The organism is Halorubrum sp. B52 (assembly GCF_059752555.1).
Map to the genome: position 1 here is coordinate 334,075 of NZ_MWTG01000007.1, position 17,522 is coordinate 351,596.

General features: G+C 69.5%; 17 protein-coding genes. 10 read left to right on the top strand and 7 right to left on the bottom strand.

Annotated elements, in window-relative coordinates; translation table 11 throughout:
* Positions 1 to 163 precede the first annotated feature (163 nt).
* The 3 genes from B4V04_RS03145 to B4V04_RS03155 all read left to right on the top strand — a co-directional run bounded on the left by B4V04_RS03145 (position 164) and on the right by B4V04_RS03155 (position 3,653).
* Positions 164 to 439, top strand: coding sequence for a hypothetical protein (locus B4V04_RS03145; protein ID WP_498229089.1), 276 nt, complete (start codon positions 164 to 166; stop codon positions 437 to 439).
* 580 nt (positions 440 to 1,019) lie between these two features.
* Positions 1,020 to 1,922 carry a hypothetical protein gene (locus B4V04_RS03150; RefSeq protein WP_498229091.1) on the top strand — a complete coding sequence of 301 codons (903 nt, stop codon included), beginning with the start codon at positions 1,020 to 1,022 and terminating at the stop codon, positions 1,920 to 1,922.
* Between the two features lie 12 nt (positions 1,923 to 1,934).
* Positions 1,935 to 3,653 carry a pyrroloquinoline quinone-dependent dehydrogenase gene (locus B4V04_RS03155; protein ID WP_498229093.1) on the top strand — a complete coding sequence of 573 codons (1,719 nt, stop codon included), beginning with the start codon at positions 1,935 to 1,937 and terminating at the stop codon, positions 3,651 to 3,653.
* A 101-nt stretch (positions 3,654 to 3,754) separates the two neighbouring features.
* Here the strand turns inward: B4V04_RS03155 and B4V04_RS03160 are convergent, their stop codons facing one another.
* Positions 3,755 to 4,501, bottom strand: coding sequence for a class I SAM-dependent methyltransferase (locus tag B4V04_RS03160; RefSeq protein ID WP_498229095.1), 747 nt, complete (start codon positions 4,499 to 4,501; stop codon positions 3,755 to 3,757).
* Between the two features lie 107 nt (positions 4,502 to 4,608).
* Positions 4,609 to 4,911 carry an amphi-Trp domain-containing protein gene (locus tag B4V04_RS03165; protein WP_498229097.1) on the bottom strand — a complete coding sequence of 101 codons (303 nt, stop codon included), beginning with the start codon at positions 4,909 to 4,911 and terminating at the stop codon, positions 4,609 to 4,611.
* Positions 4,912 to 5,021: 110 nt separating this feature from the next.
* On the opposite strand from B4V04_RS03165, the gene B4V04_RS03170 reads away from it, so the two are divergent.
* The 3 genes from B4V04_RS03170 (at position 5,022) to B4V04_RS03180 (ending at position 6,175) form a co-directional block, all read left to right on the top strand.
* Positions 5,022 to 5,180 (top strand): hypothetical protein, encoded by a 159-nt coding sequence (locus B4V04_RS03170; RefSeq protein ID WP_498229099.1) that lies wholly within the window; start codon positions 5,022 to 5,024, stop codon positions 5,178 to 5,180.
* 87 nt (positions 5,181 to 5,267) lie between these two features.
* Positions 5,268 to 5,564, top strand: a complete 297-nt coding sequence (locus B4V04_RS03175) for an ArsR/SmtB family transcription factor (RefSeq protein ID WP_144798993.1) — start codon at positions 5,268 to 5,270, stop codon at positions 5,562 to 5,564.
* A gap of 71 nt (positions 5,565 to 5,635) precedes the next feature.
* The gene (locus tag B4V04_RS03180; protein ID WP_498229101.1) at positions 5,636 to 6,175 is read left to right on the top strand and encodes a hypothetical protein; all 540 of its coding nucleotides are present in this window, start codon (positions 5,636 to 5,638) and stop codon (positions 6,173 to 6,175) included.
* A 48-nt stretch (positions 6,176 to 6,223) separates the two neighbouring features.
* Here B4V04_RS03180 and fer read toward each other — a convergent pair whose 3' ends face one another.
* Positions 6,224 to 6,712: a ferredoxin Fer gene (fer, locus tag B4V04_RS03185; RefSeq protein ID WP_498229103.1), complete on the bottom strand. Its 489-nt coding sequence runs from the start codon at positions 6,710 to 6,712 to the stop codon at positions 6,224 to 6,226.
* Between the two features lie 197 nt (positions 6,713 to 6,909).
* Here fer and B4V04_RS03190 point away from each other — a divergent pair, with 197 nt between their 5' ends.
* Positions 6,910 to 7,203: a DUF4242 domain-containing protein gene (locus tag B4V04_RS03190; RefSeq protein WP_498229105.1), complete on the top strand. Its 294-nt coding sequence runs from the start codon at positions 6,910 to 6,912 to the stop codon at positions 7,201 to 7,203.
* A 72-nt stretch (positions 7,204 to 7,275) separates the two neighbouring features.
* A complete protein-coding gene (locus B4V04_RS03195; protein WP_498229107.1) occupies positions 7,276 to 8,331 on the top strand; it encodes a DUF1611 domain-containing protein in 1,056 nt (351 codons plus the stop codon).
* A gap of 68 nt (positions 8,332 to 8,399) precedes the next feature.
* Here B4V04_RS03195 and B4V04_RS03200 read toward each other — a convergent pair whose 3' ends face one another.
* Complete coding sequence (locus tag B4V04_RS03200) at positions 8,400 to 10,331, bottom strand: aldehyde ferredoxin oxidoreductase family protein (RefSeq protein ID WP_498229109.1); 1,932 nt, start codon at positions 10,329 to 10,331, stop codon at positions 8,400 to 8,402.
* Between the two features lie 178 nt (positions 10,332 to 10,509).
* Between B4V04_RS03200 and B4V04_RS03205 the strand changes: the two genes are divergently transcribed.
* The gene (locus tag B4V04_RS03205; RefSeq protein WP_498229110.1) at positions 10,510 to 11,424 is read left to right on the top strand and encodes a DUF8054 domain-containing protein; all 915 of its coding nucleotides are present in this window, start codon (positions 10,510 to 10,512) and stop codon (positions 11,422 to 11,424) included.
* A gap of 58 nt (positions 11,425 to 11,482) precedes the next feature.
* Here B4V04_RS03205 and B4V04_RS03210 read toward each other — a convergent pair whose 3' ends face one another.
* Complete coding sequence (locus B4V04_RS03210) at positions 11,483 to 12,337, bottom strand: HpcH/HpaI aldolase/citrate lyase family protein (protein ID WP_498229112.1); 855 nt, start codon at positions 12,335 to 12,337, stop codon at positions 11,483 to 11,485.
* Positions 12,338 to 12,650: 313 nt separating this feature from the next.
* Entirely contained in the window at positions 12,651 to 14,807 is a 2,157-nt protein-coding gene (locus tag B4V04_RS03215; protein WP_498229114.1) for a dipeptide ABC transporter ATP-binding protein, read from the bottom strand.
* Positions 14,808 to 15,085: 278 nt separating this feature from the next.
* Here B4V04_RS03215 and B4V04_RS03220 point away from each other — a divergent pair, with 278 nt between their 5' ends.
* Positions 15,086 to 16,303: an MFS transporter gene (locus B4V04_RS03220; protein ID WP_498229116.1), complete on the top strand. Its 1,218-nt coding sequence runs from the start codon at positions 15,086 to 15,088 to the stop codon at positions 16,301 to 16,303.
* A gap of 10 nt (positions 16,304 to 16,313) precedes the next feature.
* Here B4V04_RS03220 and B4V04_RS03225 read toward each other — a convergent pair whose 3' ends face one another.
* Positions 16,314 to 17,450: a mandelate racemase/muconate lactonizing enzyme family protein gene (locus B4V04_RS03225; RefSeq protein WP_498229117.1), complete on the bottom strand. Its 1,137-nt coding sequence runs from the start codon at positions 17,448 to 17,450 to the stop codon at positions 16,314 to 16,316.
* Between the last annotated feature and the right edge of the window lie 72 nt (positions 17,451 to 17,522).

Consider the following 17,522-nt stretch of genomic DNA (forward strand, 5'->3'; position numbering starts at 1 on the left):
TCGGGACGACGACGGGGAGCGTAATGAAACCGTGGGGCGTCGCGACGACCGCGGACAGCCGATCCCGGCGGTCCGGACTCGGGCGACTCGATCGTTTCGATCGAACGATCGAGCCGACGGTGCCGACCGTACGTTGAAGGTGGTCGCGGACGAGAAACCCGATATGACGCGTCAGAACGCGCGCTGTGCGGACTGCTGCTCGTGGTTCCCGCGGTCGCGCGCAGAGACGGGCGGCACGACCGCGCTGGAGTGTCCGATCTGCGGCTCCGGTCTCGTTCAGGGGAACCCGACGGACGACGTGCGGATCGACCGGAACAACGCGCGGTGCGAGGCGTGCGGCGCGGAGTTCCCTCGCCGGGAGAGTATCACGGAGACGAAGGGCGTCCTCGAGTGCCCGGCCTGCGGGTCGACCGGCGACGTCGTCCTGATCGAGGAGTGACGCGGAAAGCGGAGACCGAGGGAGGGACGTCGGCGACGGGCTCGGGGTACGGCGATTCTCAGCTATCCCCCGGTTTGCACCGTCACAGCCACTGTGGGGCCCGTTCGGCCCAGCCGAATTGTTATCAGATCGGTGTTAGATCAGCGGGCGTTCGACGAGAATAACGGGATCTCGCCGAACGACTTTCAGATTAATAATGAATTTACGACAGCCGACGGTCAATTACATTACTACGATTGTAATGGCCCTACCGCGTATGGCACCCGGACAACCGAATTCGTAATTAACATCCCTTATAATCAGCACAATAATATAATATTAATTATGTATGCGGTTCACAACGCAGATACACATATGAACGATGATATTTCGAACCGATATCACGAACGATACGGCAGATCGGGAACGGGTCCGGTTACGTCGAAGTCGGGACCGCCGCGTCACCGACGCCGGTCGGATCGAGGACTCGCCGTGGCGCCGAGCGCACATATATGTCAAAAAATTATAATAATTATTATATGGGTCAAAGTGCCACACGATACTGCGGGTGCATGGGGAGTTTCCGCACCACGATACCACTATGACGAGACAACAGATCACGATCGACGGCCGAGACGAGCTCACGGACGCGCTCGGCATCAGTCGGTCGGACGTCGGCGAGAGACCCACGCTGTCGGAGCTCAGACGAACTGTCGAGACGGAGACGGATCCGGAGTTCGCCTCGATGGGCGAGGCGATCCGCGACGACATGGCGGGAGAGCTCGACGCCGAACTGCTCGCGTCCGAGCTCTCGGCGTTCGAAGAGCAGATCGCTCGGCTCCCGGAGGTCCGCGACGCGGGGATCCCGGAGGGAGCGGAGGAGCCGGAGACGCTGTACCGGGAGGTCGTTCAGCCCGCGTGGCGCCTCTACGATCACCTCGTCGAGGTCGGGTTCTTCGAGAGCCTCGAGGAGCGGCTCCCCCGGTTCACGCCGGATCACATCGAGCGAACGGCCCACGAGCTGGTCCGGCTCGACGCGTTGAGCGAGGAGCTCGACGAGCTCGGGTTCGACGAGCGGGAGAAGACCGTGCTCGTGATGAACGTGGTGAACAACAACACTCGCCTCGCTCGGTGGGTTCCGACGAAAGAGATCCCCAGCGACGTGGAGTTCGACGTCGAACACGTCCCGCCGCTCCACAAGCGCGCGATGGGCGGGGCGCTGCTGTGGATCAACTCGATGGACATCCACCTCTGGCAGAAGGAGGTGCTCATCACCGAGGAGATCCTCGACGACGGCTACTGGGACGTGAAAGCGATGCTCGCCGGCGTGGATCTGATCGCGCGGGCGGCGCTCGACATCGCCGAGGACGGAGCGATGAGCGACTCCCAGCTGGTGGCCGCGCTGACCGGCGGTGCCGCGATCGCGATCGTCAATCAGGAAGAGATCTGCAAGGACGTGTACTGGATCACGGAAGAGACGCGCAAACCGAGTCCGGCACGCTAAAAGGGTTCAACAATGGCAATAGAAGAAGACAGGGCAGTCAAGGCCGCACAGGACACAGTCGTACGTGAAACGGATCAGGGGTATCGGGTGCTCGGATCGCCCGAGGAGTCCGTCACGCACCAGCACGACACCGATCGCATTCCGCGCAAGGATATCACCGAGGAGGATATCGTCGATTCGGCGGACGATCCGGAGTCGTGGCTCACGTACGGCGGGAACTACGAACAGCACCGCTGCACCACCGCGGACGTGATCACTCCCGAGACCGTCGGGGACCTCGAGCTCGAGTACGAGCTCCACGTCGGCGCGGAGTCCAGCATGGAGGGCACGCCGCTGGTGATCCCCGGCGACCCGCCGGTGATGTACCAGTCGAACGGACCGAACCACGTCAAGGCGATCGACACGCGGGCCGGCGACGTGCTGTGGAGCTACACGTACGCGGTGCCGTCGGACGTCGTCCTCTGCTGTGACGACAACAACCGCGGCGTGGCGGTCCTCGGCGACAAGGTGTACATGACGACGCTCGACTCGGGCGTCGTCGCGCTCAACCGATACACCGGCGAGGAGGAGTGGTACACGAGCACGGCCGACCACGAGTCCGGCTACTCCGCGACGTGGGCGCCGGTGGTGTACGACGGCAAGGTGTTCACCGGCAGCGCCGGCGGCGAGTACGGCGTCCGCGGCTTCCACGTGGCGCTCGACGCCGAGACCGGAGACGAGGTGTGGCGAACGATGACGTCGCCCGACGAGGAATGGGTCGGCGACAGCATCGAGCAGTCGTGCGCGACGAACTGGATGACGGCGACGATCGACACGGAAAACGAGAAGCTGTACATGCCCGTCGGGAACCCGGGTCCGGACTTCGACGGCTCCGTCCGGCCCGGACCGAACCGGAACAGCGCGGGGACGCTCTGCCTCGACATGCAGACCGGCGAGCGCGAGTGGTTCCACCAGGAGTCCCCCCACGACGTGTGGGACTACGACTCCGCGGCGCCGCGGCTGCTCATCCCGGACCTCGAGATGGAGCACCGCGACTTCGAGGGCAACGCCGTCGTCTCCTTCGGGAAGACCGCGTGGGGCTACACGATCGACGCCGATACCGGCGAGCTCCTCAACCGGAGCGAGCCGGGCGTCCAGCAGCTGAACATGTTCCGGATGATCCCGCACATCGACGAGGGCCGGCGGATGCCGTTCATGCCCGGTGCGATGGGCGGGAACGACTGGCAGCCGCCCGCGTACAACCCCGAGCTCGGCCTCGCGTACTTCAAGATGAACAACTCGCCCCAGGAGGCCTGGTGGCGCTTCGAGGAGTACGAGGAGGGGAAGAAGTACTGGGGCGGCATCCTCGAGGACGAGATCGACCAGCCCCCGGAGGGGTACAACGACCACATCAGCGCCGTCGGCGCCGTCGACCCGGAGACCGGACAGCTCGTCTGGCGCGACTGGATCGACAGCGACGCCTACATCTGGGGCGGGCTGTTGACCACCGAGAGCGGCGTCGTCTTCGGCGGGACCCAGAACGGCGACGTCATCGCCTGGGACGGCGAGAGCGGCGACCGCCTCTGGGAGTACTCGACCGGCGAGACGGCGATCTCCGGCAGCCCGATGAGCTGGTACGACCCCGAGACCGACAAGCAGTACGTGGCCATTCAGGTCGGGGGCAGCGGTTGGCTTCGCCGCGGCACCGCGGGCCGCGACGACCGGCTCTGCGTGTTCTCGCTCGAGGCGTAATCCGTCCGTCGTCGATTTTTTTTTGACGCGCGTCGACGACTCGTCGGAACCCCGTCGCAGCGACTCGCTCGTCGGCGCCTCAGATCGGCGCGACTCCCGACTCACGCCGGCGTCGCGACGATGACGAGGTACGGATCACCGCCGCCGCCGCGCCGCGGGACGCGCTCGACGGTCCGGACCGCGAGGCCGGCGTCGGCGACGCGGGTCCGCCAGTACCGCTCCGGGGACGCGTCGACCCCGTCCGGAGCGATCGGGAGTTCGAGGATCCCGACCGCGCCGTCGCTCCGGCAGACTCGGCGGAGTTCCCCCAGCGCGGCGTCGTGGCGCTCGGCCGGGAGGTCGTGGAGCGCGCGACACGCTGTGACGACGTCGACGGCGTCCGCGGCGACCGGGAGGGAGCTAGCGTCGCCCCGGATCGGCTCGACCGCGATCCCCGCCCGCCGAGCGTTCCGCCGAGCGAGCCGGGGAGCGTTGCCGAGGATCACTCTGTCGTCGAAGACGTCGACCCCGAGGACCGTCGCCGACCCGGAGAGCCGAGGCGCCAGCCCGACGAGGGATCGCCCGGTGCCGCAGCCGACGTCGAGGACACGGTCCGCGTCGGCGAGCGGGAGCTCCCGGGCGAGCGCGTCGTACTTGTACCGCTCGAGACGCCACGGCGGCGGCGACAGCAGCGTCGAGAGCGCGCGGCCCGCGCGGACGCAGCCGAGCGCGACGGCGACGGCGGCGAGGGTCCGACTCGCTCGATCGGAGCGTCGCCGCGCCAGGACGACTCCGGCGAGCGCGGTGACGAGCCCCTCGCCGACCGCGCGGAACCGACGCCGCCAGTGGTAGAGACCGAACCAGTACATCCGACCATTGCGTCCCGCGTCTCTCCGATGCGGTCGCCGCCCGATACGTCGCTGTCAGCCCGGGTCTGCGTGGTTCGGGCGACATCGATACGTCGCGGCCAGACGGTTCAGGCGACGTCGATACCCCCGCCGTCCGAGCGCTCGGTGAACTCCACCTCGAGCTCGAGCTCGCGCTCCCGCCGAGAGGAGAACTCGACTTCCACCTCGATCGGCTCCCGAAACGCGAAGGGGATCTCCCAGTCGTCACTGCTGATCGTCAGCTCGTCGCCGTCCTCGAGCGAGTCCGCCACCGACCGGAGGAACGCCGCCGTCTCGTCCGCCGAGAGGTACACTTCCCGCTCGAAGAACCCGTCGGAGACCGTTCGTTTGTCACGCTCGTCGGACTCTGGGAAGTCGACACTGTCTGGCATACGTGCACCATACACGTCCGCTATCTTATCTCTTGTGACCGTGTGTCACCCCCGGTCCGAGGGTCGGCCCCTGGACAACGTTGATAACTGCTCGCGTGGATCGAACCGGTATGGCGCGACTCCCGACCGCCTGTCCCGAGTGCGGCGTCGAGTGGTACCGCGGCGGAACCGCCTCGTCCCGGAAGGGCCACCGGAAGGTCGACGAGGACAGCTGGCAGTGCACCGAGTGTCACGCCGTCGTACCCGAGTCGTCGGCGACCCGCGACTGACGCCGTCGGTTCCCCTCGCCCTGTGAATCGCTCCTCGGGCGGCCTCCCCGAGAAACGCTTTTGTGTCTTTACAGTGAGGGGTAGACGATGTCGCTGATCGACGCGCTGGGAAACTCCCAACGGCTCCGGATCATCCAGCAGCTGTCCGAGGGACCGATGTACGTCACGGAGCTGGCCGACGCCGTCGGCATGAACGGGAAGTCGGCGGTCCACCACCTCGCCGTGCTCGAGGAGGCGGACCTCGTCGATCACTACTGGGACGGGAATCGGAAGTACTACCGGCTGATTCGGGCGGTCGAACTCGACATCTCCCCGCCGCCGGAACGCCGGTTCATCCTACAGCGCGGCGCGGAGCGAGCGACGGGACCGGTCGGCGACGAGTAGGGTCGGTCGGCGGCGAGCGACTCGCCGAGTCGCCACCAAAATTTAAGCGGTACTGTGTTAATTGTCATCGTATGGCTACGTTGCCTAACACGCCTGACCCGGAACCGGAGGAGACCGAAGAACTGTCCGCCGTCGCCGGAGTCGAGGCGGACGACGAACCACCGGCCGACGTCGAACCGGAGCGAGACGGGGAGGCGGCGGACGGCACGGAGGCCGAAGCGGGCTCGGACGGACCGATCGAGCGCCAGATCGAGGCGCTGATCGACGAGCGCGTCGCCGAGATCGAGCGGGAGGTCGAGAGCCTCGAGGCCGAACTGGAGGAGTTGGACAACTTCGCTCGGATCAGCCTCGGCGAACGCTACTCGCAGCGGATCGAACAGAACGTCTCGGAGCTCTCCGACTCCCTCACGGGGTTCGCGGAGCGGAATTTCCAGAAGCTGAACAGCGTCGAGGGGCGAGTCGACGAGATGTCGCTGGTGTTGGCGGCGGTCGTCGAGGCGCTCGACGAGGAGGACGTCGACGTCGACTTCTCCGAGGTCCGACGCATGCGGGAGGGAGTCGTCGATCAGTCCCCGGCCGAGCGACTGGCGGCCGCGAGCCGCGACGAGTGATCTTCGGCGGCACCGCTCCGGCGTCGCCGGAGCCGCTCCGACGCCCCGTCAGACCTCGCGCTCCCCGATGACGCGGTCCTGCAGGTAGTCGAGGTGTTTCGCGCTGTGGATCACCCGGACGTGGTCCGTCGCGGGCTTGCTCTGACAGGTCAGTCGGATCCCTCGCTTTTCCACCTCCTCGTCGGTGATGATGAGGTTCATCTCCATCTCCAGCTCGCCGTCGACGAGGATCCCGGCGCAGTTCGCACACGAGGCGGCGCGACAGGAGAAGGGCCACTCGAGCCCGTTGTCCTCGGCGGCGTCGAGGATCTTCCGATTCCTGCTCACCTCCATCGTGCCGTACTCCTCCTCGCCTAAGCCGGCGGCGGCCGCCTTCTCGAAGAGGTTGTCGTCGTCGATCTCCCAGTCGTTCGCGTCGACGGCCTCGTAGTCGAGGTACTCGACGGTCGAAACCTCCGACTCACCCCCCTCGAAGTCGGGGTCCTTGGCCGCGTCGCTTCCGAGCTTGATGTTCGGGAGGCTGGAGTCCTCGGGCATACGTCCGTGATACGACCCCACGTACCTAAACGTCACGGGGAGAACCCCCCGACACCGCGGGCGTCGTCGGTTCGGAGCGACGCCGCGGACGTCGCCGGCGGTGAGACCCCGCGCCGACGACCGGGACCGCTCCCGGCGCGCCGAGGGGCGCCGCAGAAACAATTACAATCCCGGGGGACGCACGCTGTGATCGCAATATGAGCGACACCGACGACTTCCTGATCCTGCGCGAACTGCCCGAGCCGATCACCGAGGACGAGCTGGACGCGGCCGCCGAGGCGTCCGGCGAGACGCTCTCCGAGCTCCGCGGGGAGGGCGTCGACATCGAGTGGGTCGACTCGGAGGTGTTGACCGACGACGACGGCGGCATCGTCGGGACGTTCTGTCACTACCAGGCCGAAAGCGAGGACGCCGTGCGGGAGCACGCGGAGCGCGCCGGGCTCCCGGCGACGAAGGTGACCCGACGCGGCGAACCGCTCTCCGGTGAGTGACCGACTGAAGGCCTCCCGGACAGCGCTCCGACGCCGACCGCGCGGAACGGGACCCGCGCTCCCGCCGAGCGGATGACCCGTCACGAGCGTATCGCCGTGCTCGCCCACGATCGGTTCCCGGACGACGCGCGGGCGGCGATCGGACTCATCCGGTACGGGCGCTCGGAGGTCGTCGCCGTCGTCGACACCGCCAGGCGGTCGCCCGTCACCTCGCAGCTCGTCCGGACGCTCCCGCAGATCCCGATCGTGCGGCGGTTCGACGACGTCGACGAGCCGGTCGACGCGCTGTACGTCGGGATCGACGTCGGCCGCGACGGAGCCGACGCCGACCTGTCGGATCCGGTGCGCCGAGACGTGCACGCCGCGCTCGAAGCCGGGTACGACGTGGTCGTCTCGCAGGCCGGGTTCCCCGTCGACGACCCCGAGTTCGAGCGGCTGACGGACGACGGCGAGGGACGGATCGTCGACGTCGGCGCCCCGCCGCCGGACCGTTCGAGAGCGGCGGGCCGGCCGAGAGCGGCGGGCCGCGACGTCGACGCGGCGGTCCTGCTCACGGTCGGGACCGACCGGTACGTGGGGACCTCAACGACGGCGTTCGAACTCGCGGACGCGGCCCGGGAGCGCGGGATCGACGCGGCGCTCGTGCCGACGAGCGGCGTCGGCGTCCTGCTCGACGGGCCCGGTGTCTCGCTCGGCCGCGTCCCGAGCGGGCGGGTCAACGAGGCGATCGACGGCCTGGTCCGCGAGCGGGGCGAGCGCCGCGACCTGCTCGTCGTCGAGGGGCGGGGAGCGATCTGGCATCCCGGCTCCTCCGGACAGACCTGCGGGCTCCTCCACGGCGCGAGACCGGACGGGATCGTCCTCTGTCACTCGGCCGGCCGCGAGCTCACCCACGGGTACGACGTCGACCTGCCGTCGATCGCGGCGTACGTCGACCTGTACGAGCGCGTCGCCGCGCCGGTCGGGGAGACGGCGGTGGTCGCGGGGGCGCTCAACACGATGAACGTCGCGACGCCCCCGGCGGCGCGCGAGGCGATCGCCGACTTCGCCGACCGGCTCGGCGCGCCGGCGACCGACCCCGTCCGGTTCGACGCGGACCCGATCCTCGACGCCGTCGACCTCGGCTGAGGGGGTTGCGGACGAGCGGCCGCGTCGAAAGAAAAGCCGGCCGCCGGACGACCGCGTCGCGGTCGCGTTCAGTCGTCGGCCGGGGCGGCGGAGTCGCCGGCGGAGACGCCGGTGCCGGGGCCGACCTCGATACCGAGTTCCTCGAGCTTCTCGTCGGGGACGACGCCGTCGACCCAGCCGCGGGTCTCGTAGTACTCGGCCTTCATCTCGTCGAGCTCGCAGAGCTCGCCCTCGCTGCCTCCCTGACCGGGGACGGCGTCCGGGTGTCCCTCGACGAAGCGGCCGGGGAGGTCGTCGTCCTCGGCGTCGAAGCCGGCGAGGTTGTTGAAGTAGCGCTCGAGGTTGTAGACGCGCTCGCCCGCCTCGAACAGCTCGTCCTCGCTGACCTCGCGGCCGGTCATGCCGCTGTACTGGAGCACGTACTCCTCGATCCCCTCGGCGAACGCGTTGAACTTGCAGATGTCGAACGAGTCCGAGATCGCGTGCAGGTCCTGGAAGGTGGCGGTGAGCTCGCCTTTCCCCTCCCACTCGTACGGGTCGACCTTCTCCGGGATGCCGAGGATCTCGGCGGCCGGCGTGTAGGCTCGGAGGTGACAGGCGCCGCGGTTGGAGGTCGCGTACGCGATCCCCATCCCCTTCATGCACCGCGGGTCGTACGCCGGGATCGACTGCCCCTTGACGGCCAGCGAGTTGCCGTGGGCGTCCTTCGCGTCGGCGACGCGGTCCGCCCCCTCGGCGAGGAGGTCGCCGAGGTCGGAGGAGCGGTTGCCGATCTCGCCGATGAGGTCGATCATGCGCTCGGTGTCGCCCCAGTCGATCGTCTCGACGTCGTCGAGCTTCCCCTCCTCGCTCATCTCCATCGCCATCGCCATCATGTTGCCGACCTCGATCGTGTCGACGCCCACCTCGTTGCAGCGCTGGATCATCAGCGCGATCTCGTCGCGGTGGGTGTGTCCGGAGTTCGGGCCGAGGGCGAACGCGGACTCGTACTCGTACGACTCCATGTGGACGTTCATGTCCTCGCCCTTGTGGGTGACGTTGGTCTCGACCTCCTTCTTACACGCGACCGGACAGGAGTGACACGTCGGGTCGTTGACGAGAATGTTCTCCTCCACGTTCTCGCCGGAGACGCGCTCGGCGTCGACGTCGATCCCCTCCGCGTCGTTGTACGCTCTCGTGGAGGTGTACTTGGCGTTCTTCGTTGGGAGCCCGTCCATCTCCTCGGTCGCGTTCATCAGGACGTTCGTCCCGTAGACGGAGAGCCCGCCCTCGTTGGGCGCGGTGACCTCCGACTCCTGAATGACGCCCATCGCCTGCTGGTAGCCCTCCTGGAACGTCTCGGGGTCGGTGGGTTTCGGCATATCGGTGCCCGATTTCACGACGACCGCTTTGACGTTCTTCGCGCCCATGACGGCGCCCGTGCCGCCGCGGCCGGACGCGCGGTCGTCTTCGTTCATCACGCAGGCGTAACGGACGCCGTTCTCGCCGCCCGGGCCGATCGTCATCACGGAGAGGTTCTTGCCGACGGAGCCGTCGACCTCCTCGCCGAGCGCGTCGATCGCGTCGTGCGTCTCCTTCCCCCAGAGGTGGGAGGCGTCGCGCACCTCGACCTCGCCGTCCTCGACGAGCAGGTAGACGGGGTCGTCGCTGGCGCCGTCCAAGAGGATGCCGTCGAGCCCGGCCCACTTGAGCCGCGCGCCGGACCAGCCGCCGTGGTGCGAGTCCGTGACCGTCCCCGTCAGCGGCGACTTCGTCACGAGGGCGATTCGCCCGCTCATCACGGTCTGGGTCCCCGTGAGGGGGCCCGTCATGAACGCCAGTCGGTTGTCCGGTCCCAGCGGGTCCACGTCCGGTCCGGCCTCGAAGAGGTACCTCACCCCGAGCCCGCGCGCGCCGATGTATTTCTCCGCGTCCTCGTCGTCGATACCCTGGTAGCTGACGTCGCCGTCGCCGAGATCGACCTGTGCCACTCGGTCCCTGTAGCCGCCCATTTCAGTCATGGCAGTATGCAGATTCAGTGTTCGCGCTTCTGTGTGTTAATTATTGCCATTACTACCCCCCATATCGGAGGGTTCGGGTCGCCGAAGGACCGGCCGGCGTACCCGATCGGACTCGACGCGCGGACTCGCGATTGGTCATACGCCCTACGTTTATCACGGTCGCCCGGCATCTCCGGGTATGGGCGAACAGAGCGTCGTCGACCGGCTCCGCCGACCGGAGTACACGGGCGAGAACCGGTGTCTGCCGTGCACGGCGTTGAACGTCGCGCTCGCCGTCGCCGCCGCCGTCGCGGTCGCGGCCGGCGGCCTCGCGGCGGGCGGGTCACGCGCCGCCGCGGCCGGCGCCGGCGGCGCCGTGTTCGCCGTCGCGCTGGCCGCAATCGCGCTGCGCGGCTACCTGGTCCCGGGGACGCCGACGATCACGCGTCGATACTTCCCCGACCGAGTTCTCGAGGCGTTCGGCAAGGGGGACGCCGACCGTCCGGTCCTCGAATCGGTCGACGACGAGTCGGTCGCGGCGACGCTGTCGCGGGCGGGCGTGCTGGCCGAGGACGGCGACGCCGTCGTCCTCGCAGACGGGTTTCGGAGGGTCGTCCGCGACCGGATCGAATCGGGCGATCCGGACGCGCAGGGGGATCCGGACGCGCAGGGAGACCCGGACGTGGACGGGGTTCGCGCGGCGCTGCGCGCGGACGACGTCAGGGCGCTCGGAGCGACGTCGTTCGAGGTCGACGGCGAGGGGATCGAACGCTGGGTCTCGGCCGAGGCGGTCGGTGTGGACGTCGCGCTCGCCGCCGAGCTCGACGACCGGCTCGACGGCTGGGACGACCTCGACCGCGACGACCGACGCAACGTGTTGACCGGCCTCCGACTGCGCGTCGAACGCTGTCCCGCGTGCGGCTCCCCCACGGAGACGACGGTCGAACGGCTCGACCACTGCTGTCGTCGCCCGCACGTCGCCGTCCAGACGGCGTGTCGGGAGTGCGAGGCGCTGCTCGGGGACCACGTGGTGCCCGCGTCGGCCGCGGACACGTGGATCGAACGCGTGGACGGCGACGAGCCGTCCGACCGGACCGCGTCGACGCCGACCTGAGCGCGCGACGCGACTCGCCCGAACGCGGCGGCCCACCGGCGAGCACGCGGTCGGGCGATCAGCGGATCCCGGCGGCCTCGGCGCGCTCGACGACGGTCCGCGCGCGCTCGATCAGCGGCGGGTCGATCATCTGTCCGTCGACGGTGAACGCGCCGGCGCCCTCGCCGTCGACGCGCTCTAGTTCGGCGAGCACCGTCTCGGCCCACTCGAGCTGCTCGGCCGTCGGCGTGAACGCGTCGTTGATCACCGGCACCTGATCGGGGTGGATCGCGAGCTTTCCGTCGAACCCGAGGTCGGCGGCGAACTCGGCCTGTTCGCGTAGCCCGTCGAGGTCGCGGATGTCGGTGTAGACGGTGTCGAACGCGTCGACGCCGGCCGCGGCCGCCGCGACGACGATCCGCTCGCGCGCGTACAGCGACTCGGTCTTGTCGGCGGTCACCGTCGCGCCGACATCGGCGGTGAAGTCCTGGTCGCCGAAGGCGATCGCCTCGACGCCGGGCGCCGCCGCGATCTCTTCCGCGGCCACGACGCCCGCGGCCGTCTCCACGAGGGGAACGATGTCGACCGACCGGCTCGCGAGTCGGTCGAGACGCTCGGAGAGCGCCGCGACGGTCTCGGCCGCCTCCGCCATCGGGAGCAGGACCCCGTCTGGCGGCGAGTCGACCTCGCCGACGACGGCGTCCGCGTCCTCCCGCCCGGACCGGTCGTACGGGTTTATCCGGACGCTGACGACCGGTTCCGGGTCGTCGAGCGAATCGAGCAACGAGGTGACGGTTCGCCGGGCCTCGGCCTTGGCGTCGGGGGCGACGGCGTCCTCGAGGTCGAAGACGACCGCGTCGGCAGCCGTCTCGACCGCCTTCTCCATCATCTCCCGGTCGTCTCCCGGGCAGTAGAGCAGTGATCGACGGACCATACCGGCCGGACGGTCGCGCTCCACGAAAATATCTGGGTCGAACCGACCGGAACGCCTTTCGCCGGGCGCCCGGACGGAGGGCACGTGCGAGAGGCGAGCGTCCGGAAGCGGTCCGCGGCGACGCGATTCGGCGACCGCGCCGCCGACTACCTCGACAGCGACGTCCACCGCGCCGGCGACGACCTGGGCCGGCTCGCCCGGTGGTGTGAGTCGGCCGAGCGCGGGCTCGACGTCGCCACGGGAGCCGGCCACGCCGCGGGCGCGCTCCTCGACGCCGGCGTCGACCGAGGCGTCAGTCGACAGCGGCCGGCCGTCAGTCGACCTCCGCCGACTCGTCGATCCGGGCGGGCTCGCCTGCTCCCGACCCCTCGGCCGGGTGGAAACACGCCGCGAAGTGGTCCGCGCCGGCCCAGGCGTCGAGTTCGGGCTCCGCCTCCCGGCAGCGCTCGGTCGCTCTCGGACAGCGGGGCGCGAAGCGACACCCCCGGAATGACCCCTCCGGGTCACCCGGTTCCCCTTTCAGGGTGACCCGGTCGCGGCTCCCGCGCGGGTCCGTCTCCGGGACGGCCGCGAGCAGCGCCTCCGTGTACGGGTGTTTGGGGTCGGTCACGACCCGCTCCGTCGGTCCCGTCTCCACGAACCGCCCGAGGTACATGATCGAGAGCCGGTCGGCGATCCGCGTGAGGCTCGCGAGGTCGTGCGAGATGTACAGCACGCCGATCCCCTCGGTGTTGGCCAGCGAGCGGAAGAGGTTGAGCACCTCCGCCTGGAGCGAGACGTCGAGCATCGACGCCGGCTCGTCGCAGACGAGGAACTCGGGGTCGATGACGAGCGCCCGGGCGACGGCGACCCGCTGGCGCTGGCCGCCCGAGAGCTCGTTCGGGTACTTGTCCAGGTAGCGCTCGGCGGGGGCCATCCCGACCCGTTCGAGGGTCTCTCGGACCGCCGCGTCACGCTCGTCGAGCCGATAGCCGTGGATCGTGAGCGGCTCCTTCACCAAGGTCTCGACCGTCAGACGCGGGTTCAGAGACTCGTAGGGGTTCTGGAAGACGATCTGGAGCTTCTGTCTGAACGACCGGAGGTTCCCGTCAAGGTAGTGTTCGTGGGACCGGCCGTCGAACGTGAACCCGCCGTCAGTCGGCTCCTCGAGCAGCGCGAGCGTCTGTCCGAGCGTGGACTTCCCGCAGCCGGACTCGCCGACGACGCCCAGGATCTCGCCGCGCGAGACCGACAGCGAGACCCCGTCGACGGCGCGGATGTGCGAGCCGCCGCCGAGCGCCTCTCGGACGATCTCGCCGCGGCGCGCGTACCACCGCGTGAGGCTGTTCGTGAACCCGGTCACGGTCGGCGAGACGCCGTCGACGGGGAGCCGGCCGAGGAGCGACTCCGAGCTCTCGTACCACTTGCGCAGCCCCTCGACTTCGAGGATCGCGTCGTCGGCGTCGGGACGAGACCCCTCCGCGCCGCCGCCCCACGTGGCGGCGGCGTCGGCCTCTCGGCGCATCTGAGCCGCCCGCTCCGCGTTGTGACACGCGACGCGCTGGTTTCGATAGGGCAGCTTCCGGAGGTCCGGCGCCGTCGTCGCGCACTCCTCGCTCGCGAACGGACACCGGGGCTCGAAGACGCAGCCCGTCGGCTTCGCGTCCAGTTGGGGCGGTCGCCCCGGGACCGACACCAGCCCGTCGGCGTCGTCGTCCAGCGCGGGGAAGGCGTTCTTCAGTCCCATCGTGTAGGGGTTCGACGGGTTGAGGAGGAGGTTCTCGACGCGACCCTGCTCCATCACCGTCCCGCCGTACAGCACCGACATCTCGTCGCAGGTCTCCGCGATGACGCTCAGGTCGTGGGTGATCAACAGCAGCGAGCTGTCGGTCTCCTCCTGGATCTGGAGGATGTTGTCGATGATCCGGTCCTGAACGATCACGTCGAGGCCGGTCGTCGGCTCGTCCGCGACGACGAGCTTCGGCTCCAGCGCGAGCGCCATGGCGATGACGACCCGCTGGCGCATCCCGTCCGAGAACTGGTGCGGGTAGTCCCCGGTCCGGTCGGGGTCGAGACCGACCGTCTCGAACAGGTCGTCCGCGCGTCGGCGAGCCTTCCGCTCGGAGATCTCCCGATGCGTCTGGATCGCCTGCCGGATCTGCGCGCCGACGGACATCACCGGGTCGAGCGCGTCGATCGCCGTCTGGGGGATGAACGCGATCTCCTCCCAGAGGAGGTCCTGTCGCTCCGACGGCGCCAGCGACCGCAGGTCCCGTCCCTCGAACTCGATCTCCCCCGACTCGATCTCCGCGTGGTCGGGGAGCAGACCGAGGATCGCCTTCGCGGTGGTCGACTTCCCCGACGCCGACTCGCCGGACAGCGCGTAGTTGACCCCGTCCTCGATCGCGAACGACACGCCGTTCACGCTGTGGAGCGCCCCGTCTCGCGTGTCGTATCGCACCGTCAGGTCGTCGACGTCGAGGAGCGTCATTCGGGCGCCACCCCGATCGGTTCGGCGACGCGCACGCTCGGTCGACGGCCGACGTCTCCCCGTTCGCGGTCCGATCCCCCGTGCTCGTCCCGGACCATCACGATCGATAGTAAGATACATCACCAATATGAACGCTTGGGTCGTATCGCCGCCACGATGGCTCCCGGGCCACCGCCGTCCGCGCGACCGAGGGAATGCGGGCTCGCCGTCGTCCTACCGGCCGTCGGGGCGTCGAGAGGGGAACCGAGTCCGGCGCGCGCGAACGGGGGCGGTGACGAGTGACGGGACGGTCGGCGGTCGGCCGGCTGGGGCGGTTCGACGCGGTTGTCCTCACGTCGACGCTGTGGTTCCTGGGGAAGTTCGTCCGCTTCGCGTTCCCGCCGCTGTTCGAGCGCATCGCGGGCGTGTACGAGGTTTCCACGGCCGTGCTCGGGAGCATCTTCAGCGGGCTGCTCCTCGTCTACGCCGTGCTCCAGTTCCCGTCCGGGCTGGTCGCGGACCGGTTCGGCTCCGTGATCGTCCTCGGTTCGGGGTCGGCGCTCGCGGCCGCCGGGGCGCTCGCGCTGGCCGTCGACGCTCCCTTCGCCGTGCTCGTCGGCGGCATGCTGACGATCGGTGCCGGGACGGGCACACTCAAGACGGTCGGCGTGCGGCTGCTCTCGCGGGCGCACCCCCACCGGACCGGGCGGACGCTCGGCGTGTTCGACACGTTCGGCAGCCTCGGCGGCGTCGCGGCCCCCGCGGCTGTGGTCGCGTTCGCGGGGCTCCCCGGCGTGCTCGGCGCCGGCTGGCGGACAACGTTCCTCGCGGCCGGCGTCGCGTGGATACTCGTGACCGTCGCGTTCGTCGTTCGGGTGCCCGCGCGGATCACCGGGAACGACGGCAGCGGGGACACGAGCGACGGAGCGGGCGTGCCGGTCCGCGAGTACGCGGTGCTCTTTCGGAACCCGCGGTTCTCGGCGTTCGTCGCGGTGACGGTCCTGTTCTCGTTCGCGTTCAACGCCACGTTCGCCTTCCTCCCCCTGTACCTCACGCGGGAGGCCGCGCTCGACCCGACCACGGCGAACCTGCTGTTCAGCGCGCTGTTCGCGGTGAGTCTGGTCCAGCTGCTCACCGGCGAACTCAGCGACCGGACCGGAGAGCTCCCCATGATCGCGTTCACGCTCGGACTCGCGGCGACCGGACTCGGCGCGGTCGTCCTCCTGACCGACGTCGGAGGGCCGGTCGCGCTGGGCGCGGCGATCGTCTGTCTCGGGCTCGGCTCTCACGGCTACCGACCGGTCCGGAGCGCGTACCTGATGTCGGTCATCCCCGCGTCGGTCGCAGGCGGCAGCCTCGGGGCGGTGCGGACGCTGCTGATGATCGCGGGGGCCTCCTCCCCGGCCCTCGTCGGGTTCCTCTCGGAGACGGCCGGGTTCAAGCCGGCGTTCTGGCTCCTCACCGCGGCGCTGGCCGTCGCGGCGGGGATATCGGTCGTCCTCTGGCTGGTCGAGTAACCTCGCCGCCTCAGTCGATCCGGAACGCCGCCAGCGTCTCGGGGTCGATCTCGATCCCGAGCCCCGGCCCGTCGGGGACGGGGACCTCGGTCCCCTCGTTCCGGATCGGGTCGACGGCGAGCCCCTCGCGGATCGGGTTCGGCGTGCGGTCGAACTCCAGCCGGGGCGATCCCGGCAGCGTCGCGAGCAGCTGGAGGCTCGCGGCGAGCGCGACCGCGCTCCCGAACACGTGCGGGTACGTCGCCACCCCGGCGGCGTCGGCGGTCTCCGCGGCCCGACGGGCCGACGTGAGCCCGCCCGCGCTGGTCACGTCCGGCTGGAGGACGTCGACCGCGCCGGCGTCCGTCACCCGTCGGAACTCGGGCGCGAGGGCCCAGCACTCCCCGCCCGCGATCGGAATCTCGGCGTCTCGGTTCAGCCGCGCGTACGCCTCGATCCGGTCCGGCGGGAGCGGCTCCTCGAAGAACCGCACGTCGAGTTCCGCGAGCCCCTCGGCCACCCGGCGGGCCGCGGGGAGGTCGTACGCGTGGTTCGCGTCCGCCATCAGCGCGACGTCGTCCCCGACGGCCTCCCGCACGGCGCGGACCAGCTCCACGTCGGCCTCCGGCCCCCAGCCGAAGTGGCGCTCCGTGCCGATCTTCATCTTGAGCGCGTCGAACCCCGCCTCGACGTGCGACTCGGCCTCGGCGACGACCGCCGCCTCGAGCTCGGCGAACCCGTCGACCGGGGGCCAGAAGTGCCCGGTGGCGTATGCGGGGACCGCGTCGCGGCGCGCGCCGCCGAGCAGCGTCGCGACGGACGCTCCCGCCGCCTTACCGCGGAGGTCCCACAGCGCGAGGTCGACGCCGCTGACGACGCCGGCCGGCACCGTCGAGTGGTACGCCGAGCGGAGGTCGAAGACGAGGTCCCCGTGGATCGACTCGACTTCCCGGGCGTCGCGCCCGCGGAGCAGCGGCGCGACCCGGTCGTCGACGGTCTCGCGGGTGCCGGCGATCGGTCCCCAACACTCCCCCCAGCCGACGGCGCCGTCGGCGGTCTCGATCCGGACCAGACAGTACTCGCGCGAGGAGATCCACTTCTGCGCGTTCGCGAACCGCTCGTCGAGATCCCGCCTGAGCGGCACCGCTTCGACGCTGCGTATTTCCATGGTGGTCTGTACGCGGTGTGCGCCGATCGTAATAAAGGATGATGAGTATTGAGCCCGTTCGGGCACAGCTTC

What these genes read in the sequence shown, in the direction of transcription:
- B4V04_RS03190 (WP_498229105.1), top strand. Translation starts at nt 6,910, where the DNA reads ATGAGCGACACCGACGACTTCCTGATCCTGCGCGAACTGCCCGAGCCG.
- B4V04_RS03165 (WP_498229097.1), bottom strand. Translation starts at nt 4,911, where the DNA reads ATGCCAGACAGTGTCGACTTCCCAGAGTCCGACGAGCGTGACAAACGA.
- B4V04_RS03175 (WP_144798993.1), top strand. Translation starts at nt 5,268, where the DNA reads ATGTCGCTGATCGACGCGCTGGGAAACTCCCAACGGCTCCGGATCATC.
- B4V04_RS03195 (WP_498229107.1), top strand. Translation starts at nt 7,276, where the DNA reads ATGACCCGTCACGAGCGTATCGCCGTGCTCGCCCACGATCGGTTCCCG.
- B4V04_RS03145 (WP_498229089.1), top strand. Translation starts at nt 164, where the DNA reads ATGACGCGTCAGAACGCGCGCTGTGCGGACTGCTGCTCGTGGTTCCCG.
- B4V04_RS03150 (WP_498229091.1), top strand. Translation starts at nt 1,020, where the DNA reads ATGACGAGACAACAGATCACGATCGACGGCCGAGACGAGCTCACGGAC.
- B4V04_RS03170 (WP_498229099.1), top strand. Translation starts at nt 5,022, where the DNA reads ATGGCGCGACTCCCGACCGCCTGTCCCGAGTGCGGCGTCGAGTGGTAC.
- B4V04_RS03155 (WP_498229093.1), top strand. Translation starts at nt 1,935, where the DNA reads ATGGCAATAGAAGAAGACAGGGCAGTCAAGGCCGCACAGGACACAGTC.
- B4V04_RS03205 (WP_498229110.1), top strand. Translation starts at nt 10,510, where the DNA reads ATGGGCGAACAGAGCGTCGTCGACCGGCTCCGCCGACCGGAGTACACG.
- B4V04_RS03210 (WP_498229112.1), bottom strand. Translation starts at nt 12,337, where the DNA reads ATGGTCCGTCGATCACTGCTCTACTGCCCGGGAGACGACCGGGAGATG.
- fer (WP_498229103.1), bottom strand. Translation starts at nt 6,712, where the DNA reads ATGCCCGAGGACTCCAGCCTCCCGAACATCAAGCTCGGAAGCGACGCG.
- B4V04_RS03215 (WP_498229114.1), bottom strand. Translation starts at nt 14,807, where the DNA reads ATGACGCTCCTCGACGTCGACGACCTGACGGTGCGATACGACACGCGA.
- B4V04_RS03160 (WP_498229095.1), bottom strand. Translation starts at nt 4,501, where the DNA reads ATGTACTGGTTCGGTCTCTACCACTGGCGGCGTCGGTTCCGCGCGGTC.
- B4V04_RS03225 (WP_498229117.1), bottom strand. Translation starts at nt 17,450, where the DNA reads ATGGAAATACGCAGCGTCGAAGCGGTGCCGCTCAGGCGGGATCTCGAC.
- B4V04_RS03200 (WP_498229109.1), bottom strand. Translation starts at nt 10,331, where the DNA reads ATGACTGAAATGGGCGGCTACAGGGACCGAGTGGCACAGGTCGATCTC.
- B4V04_RS03180 (WP_498229101.1), top strand. Translation starts at nt 5,636, where the DNA reads ATGGCTACGTTGCCTAACACGCCTGACCCGGAACCGGAGGAGACCGAA.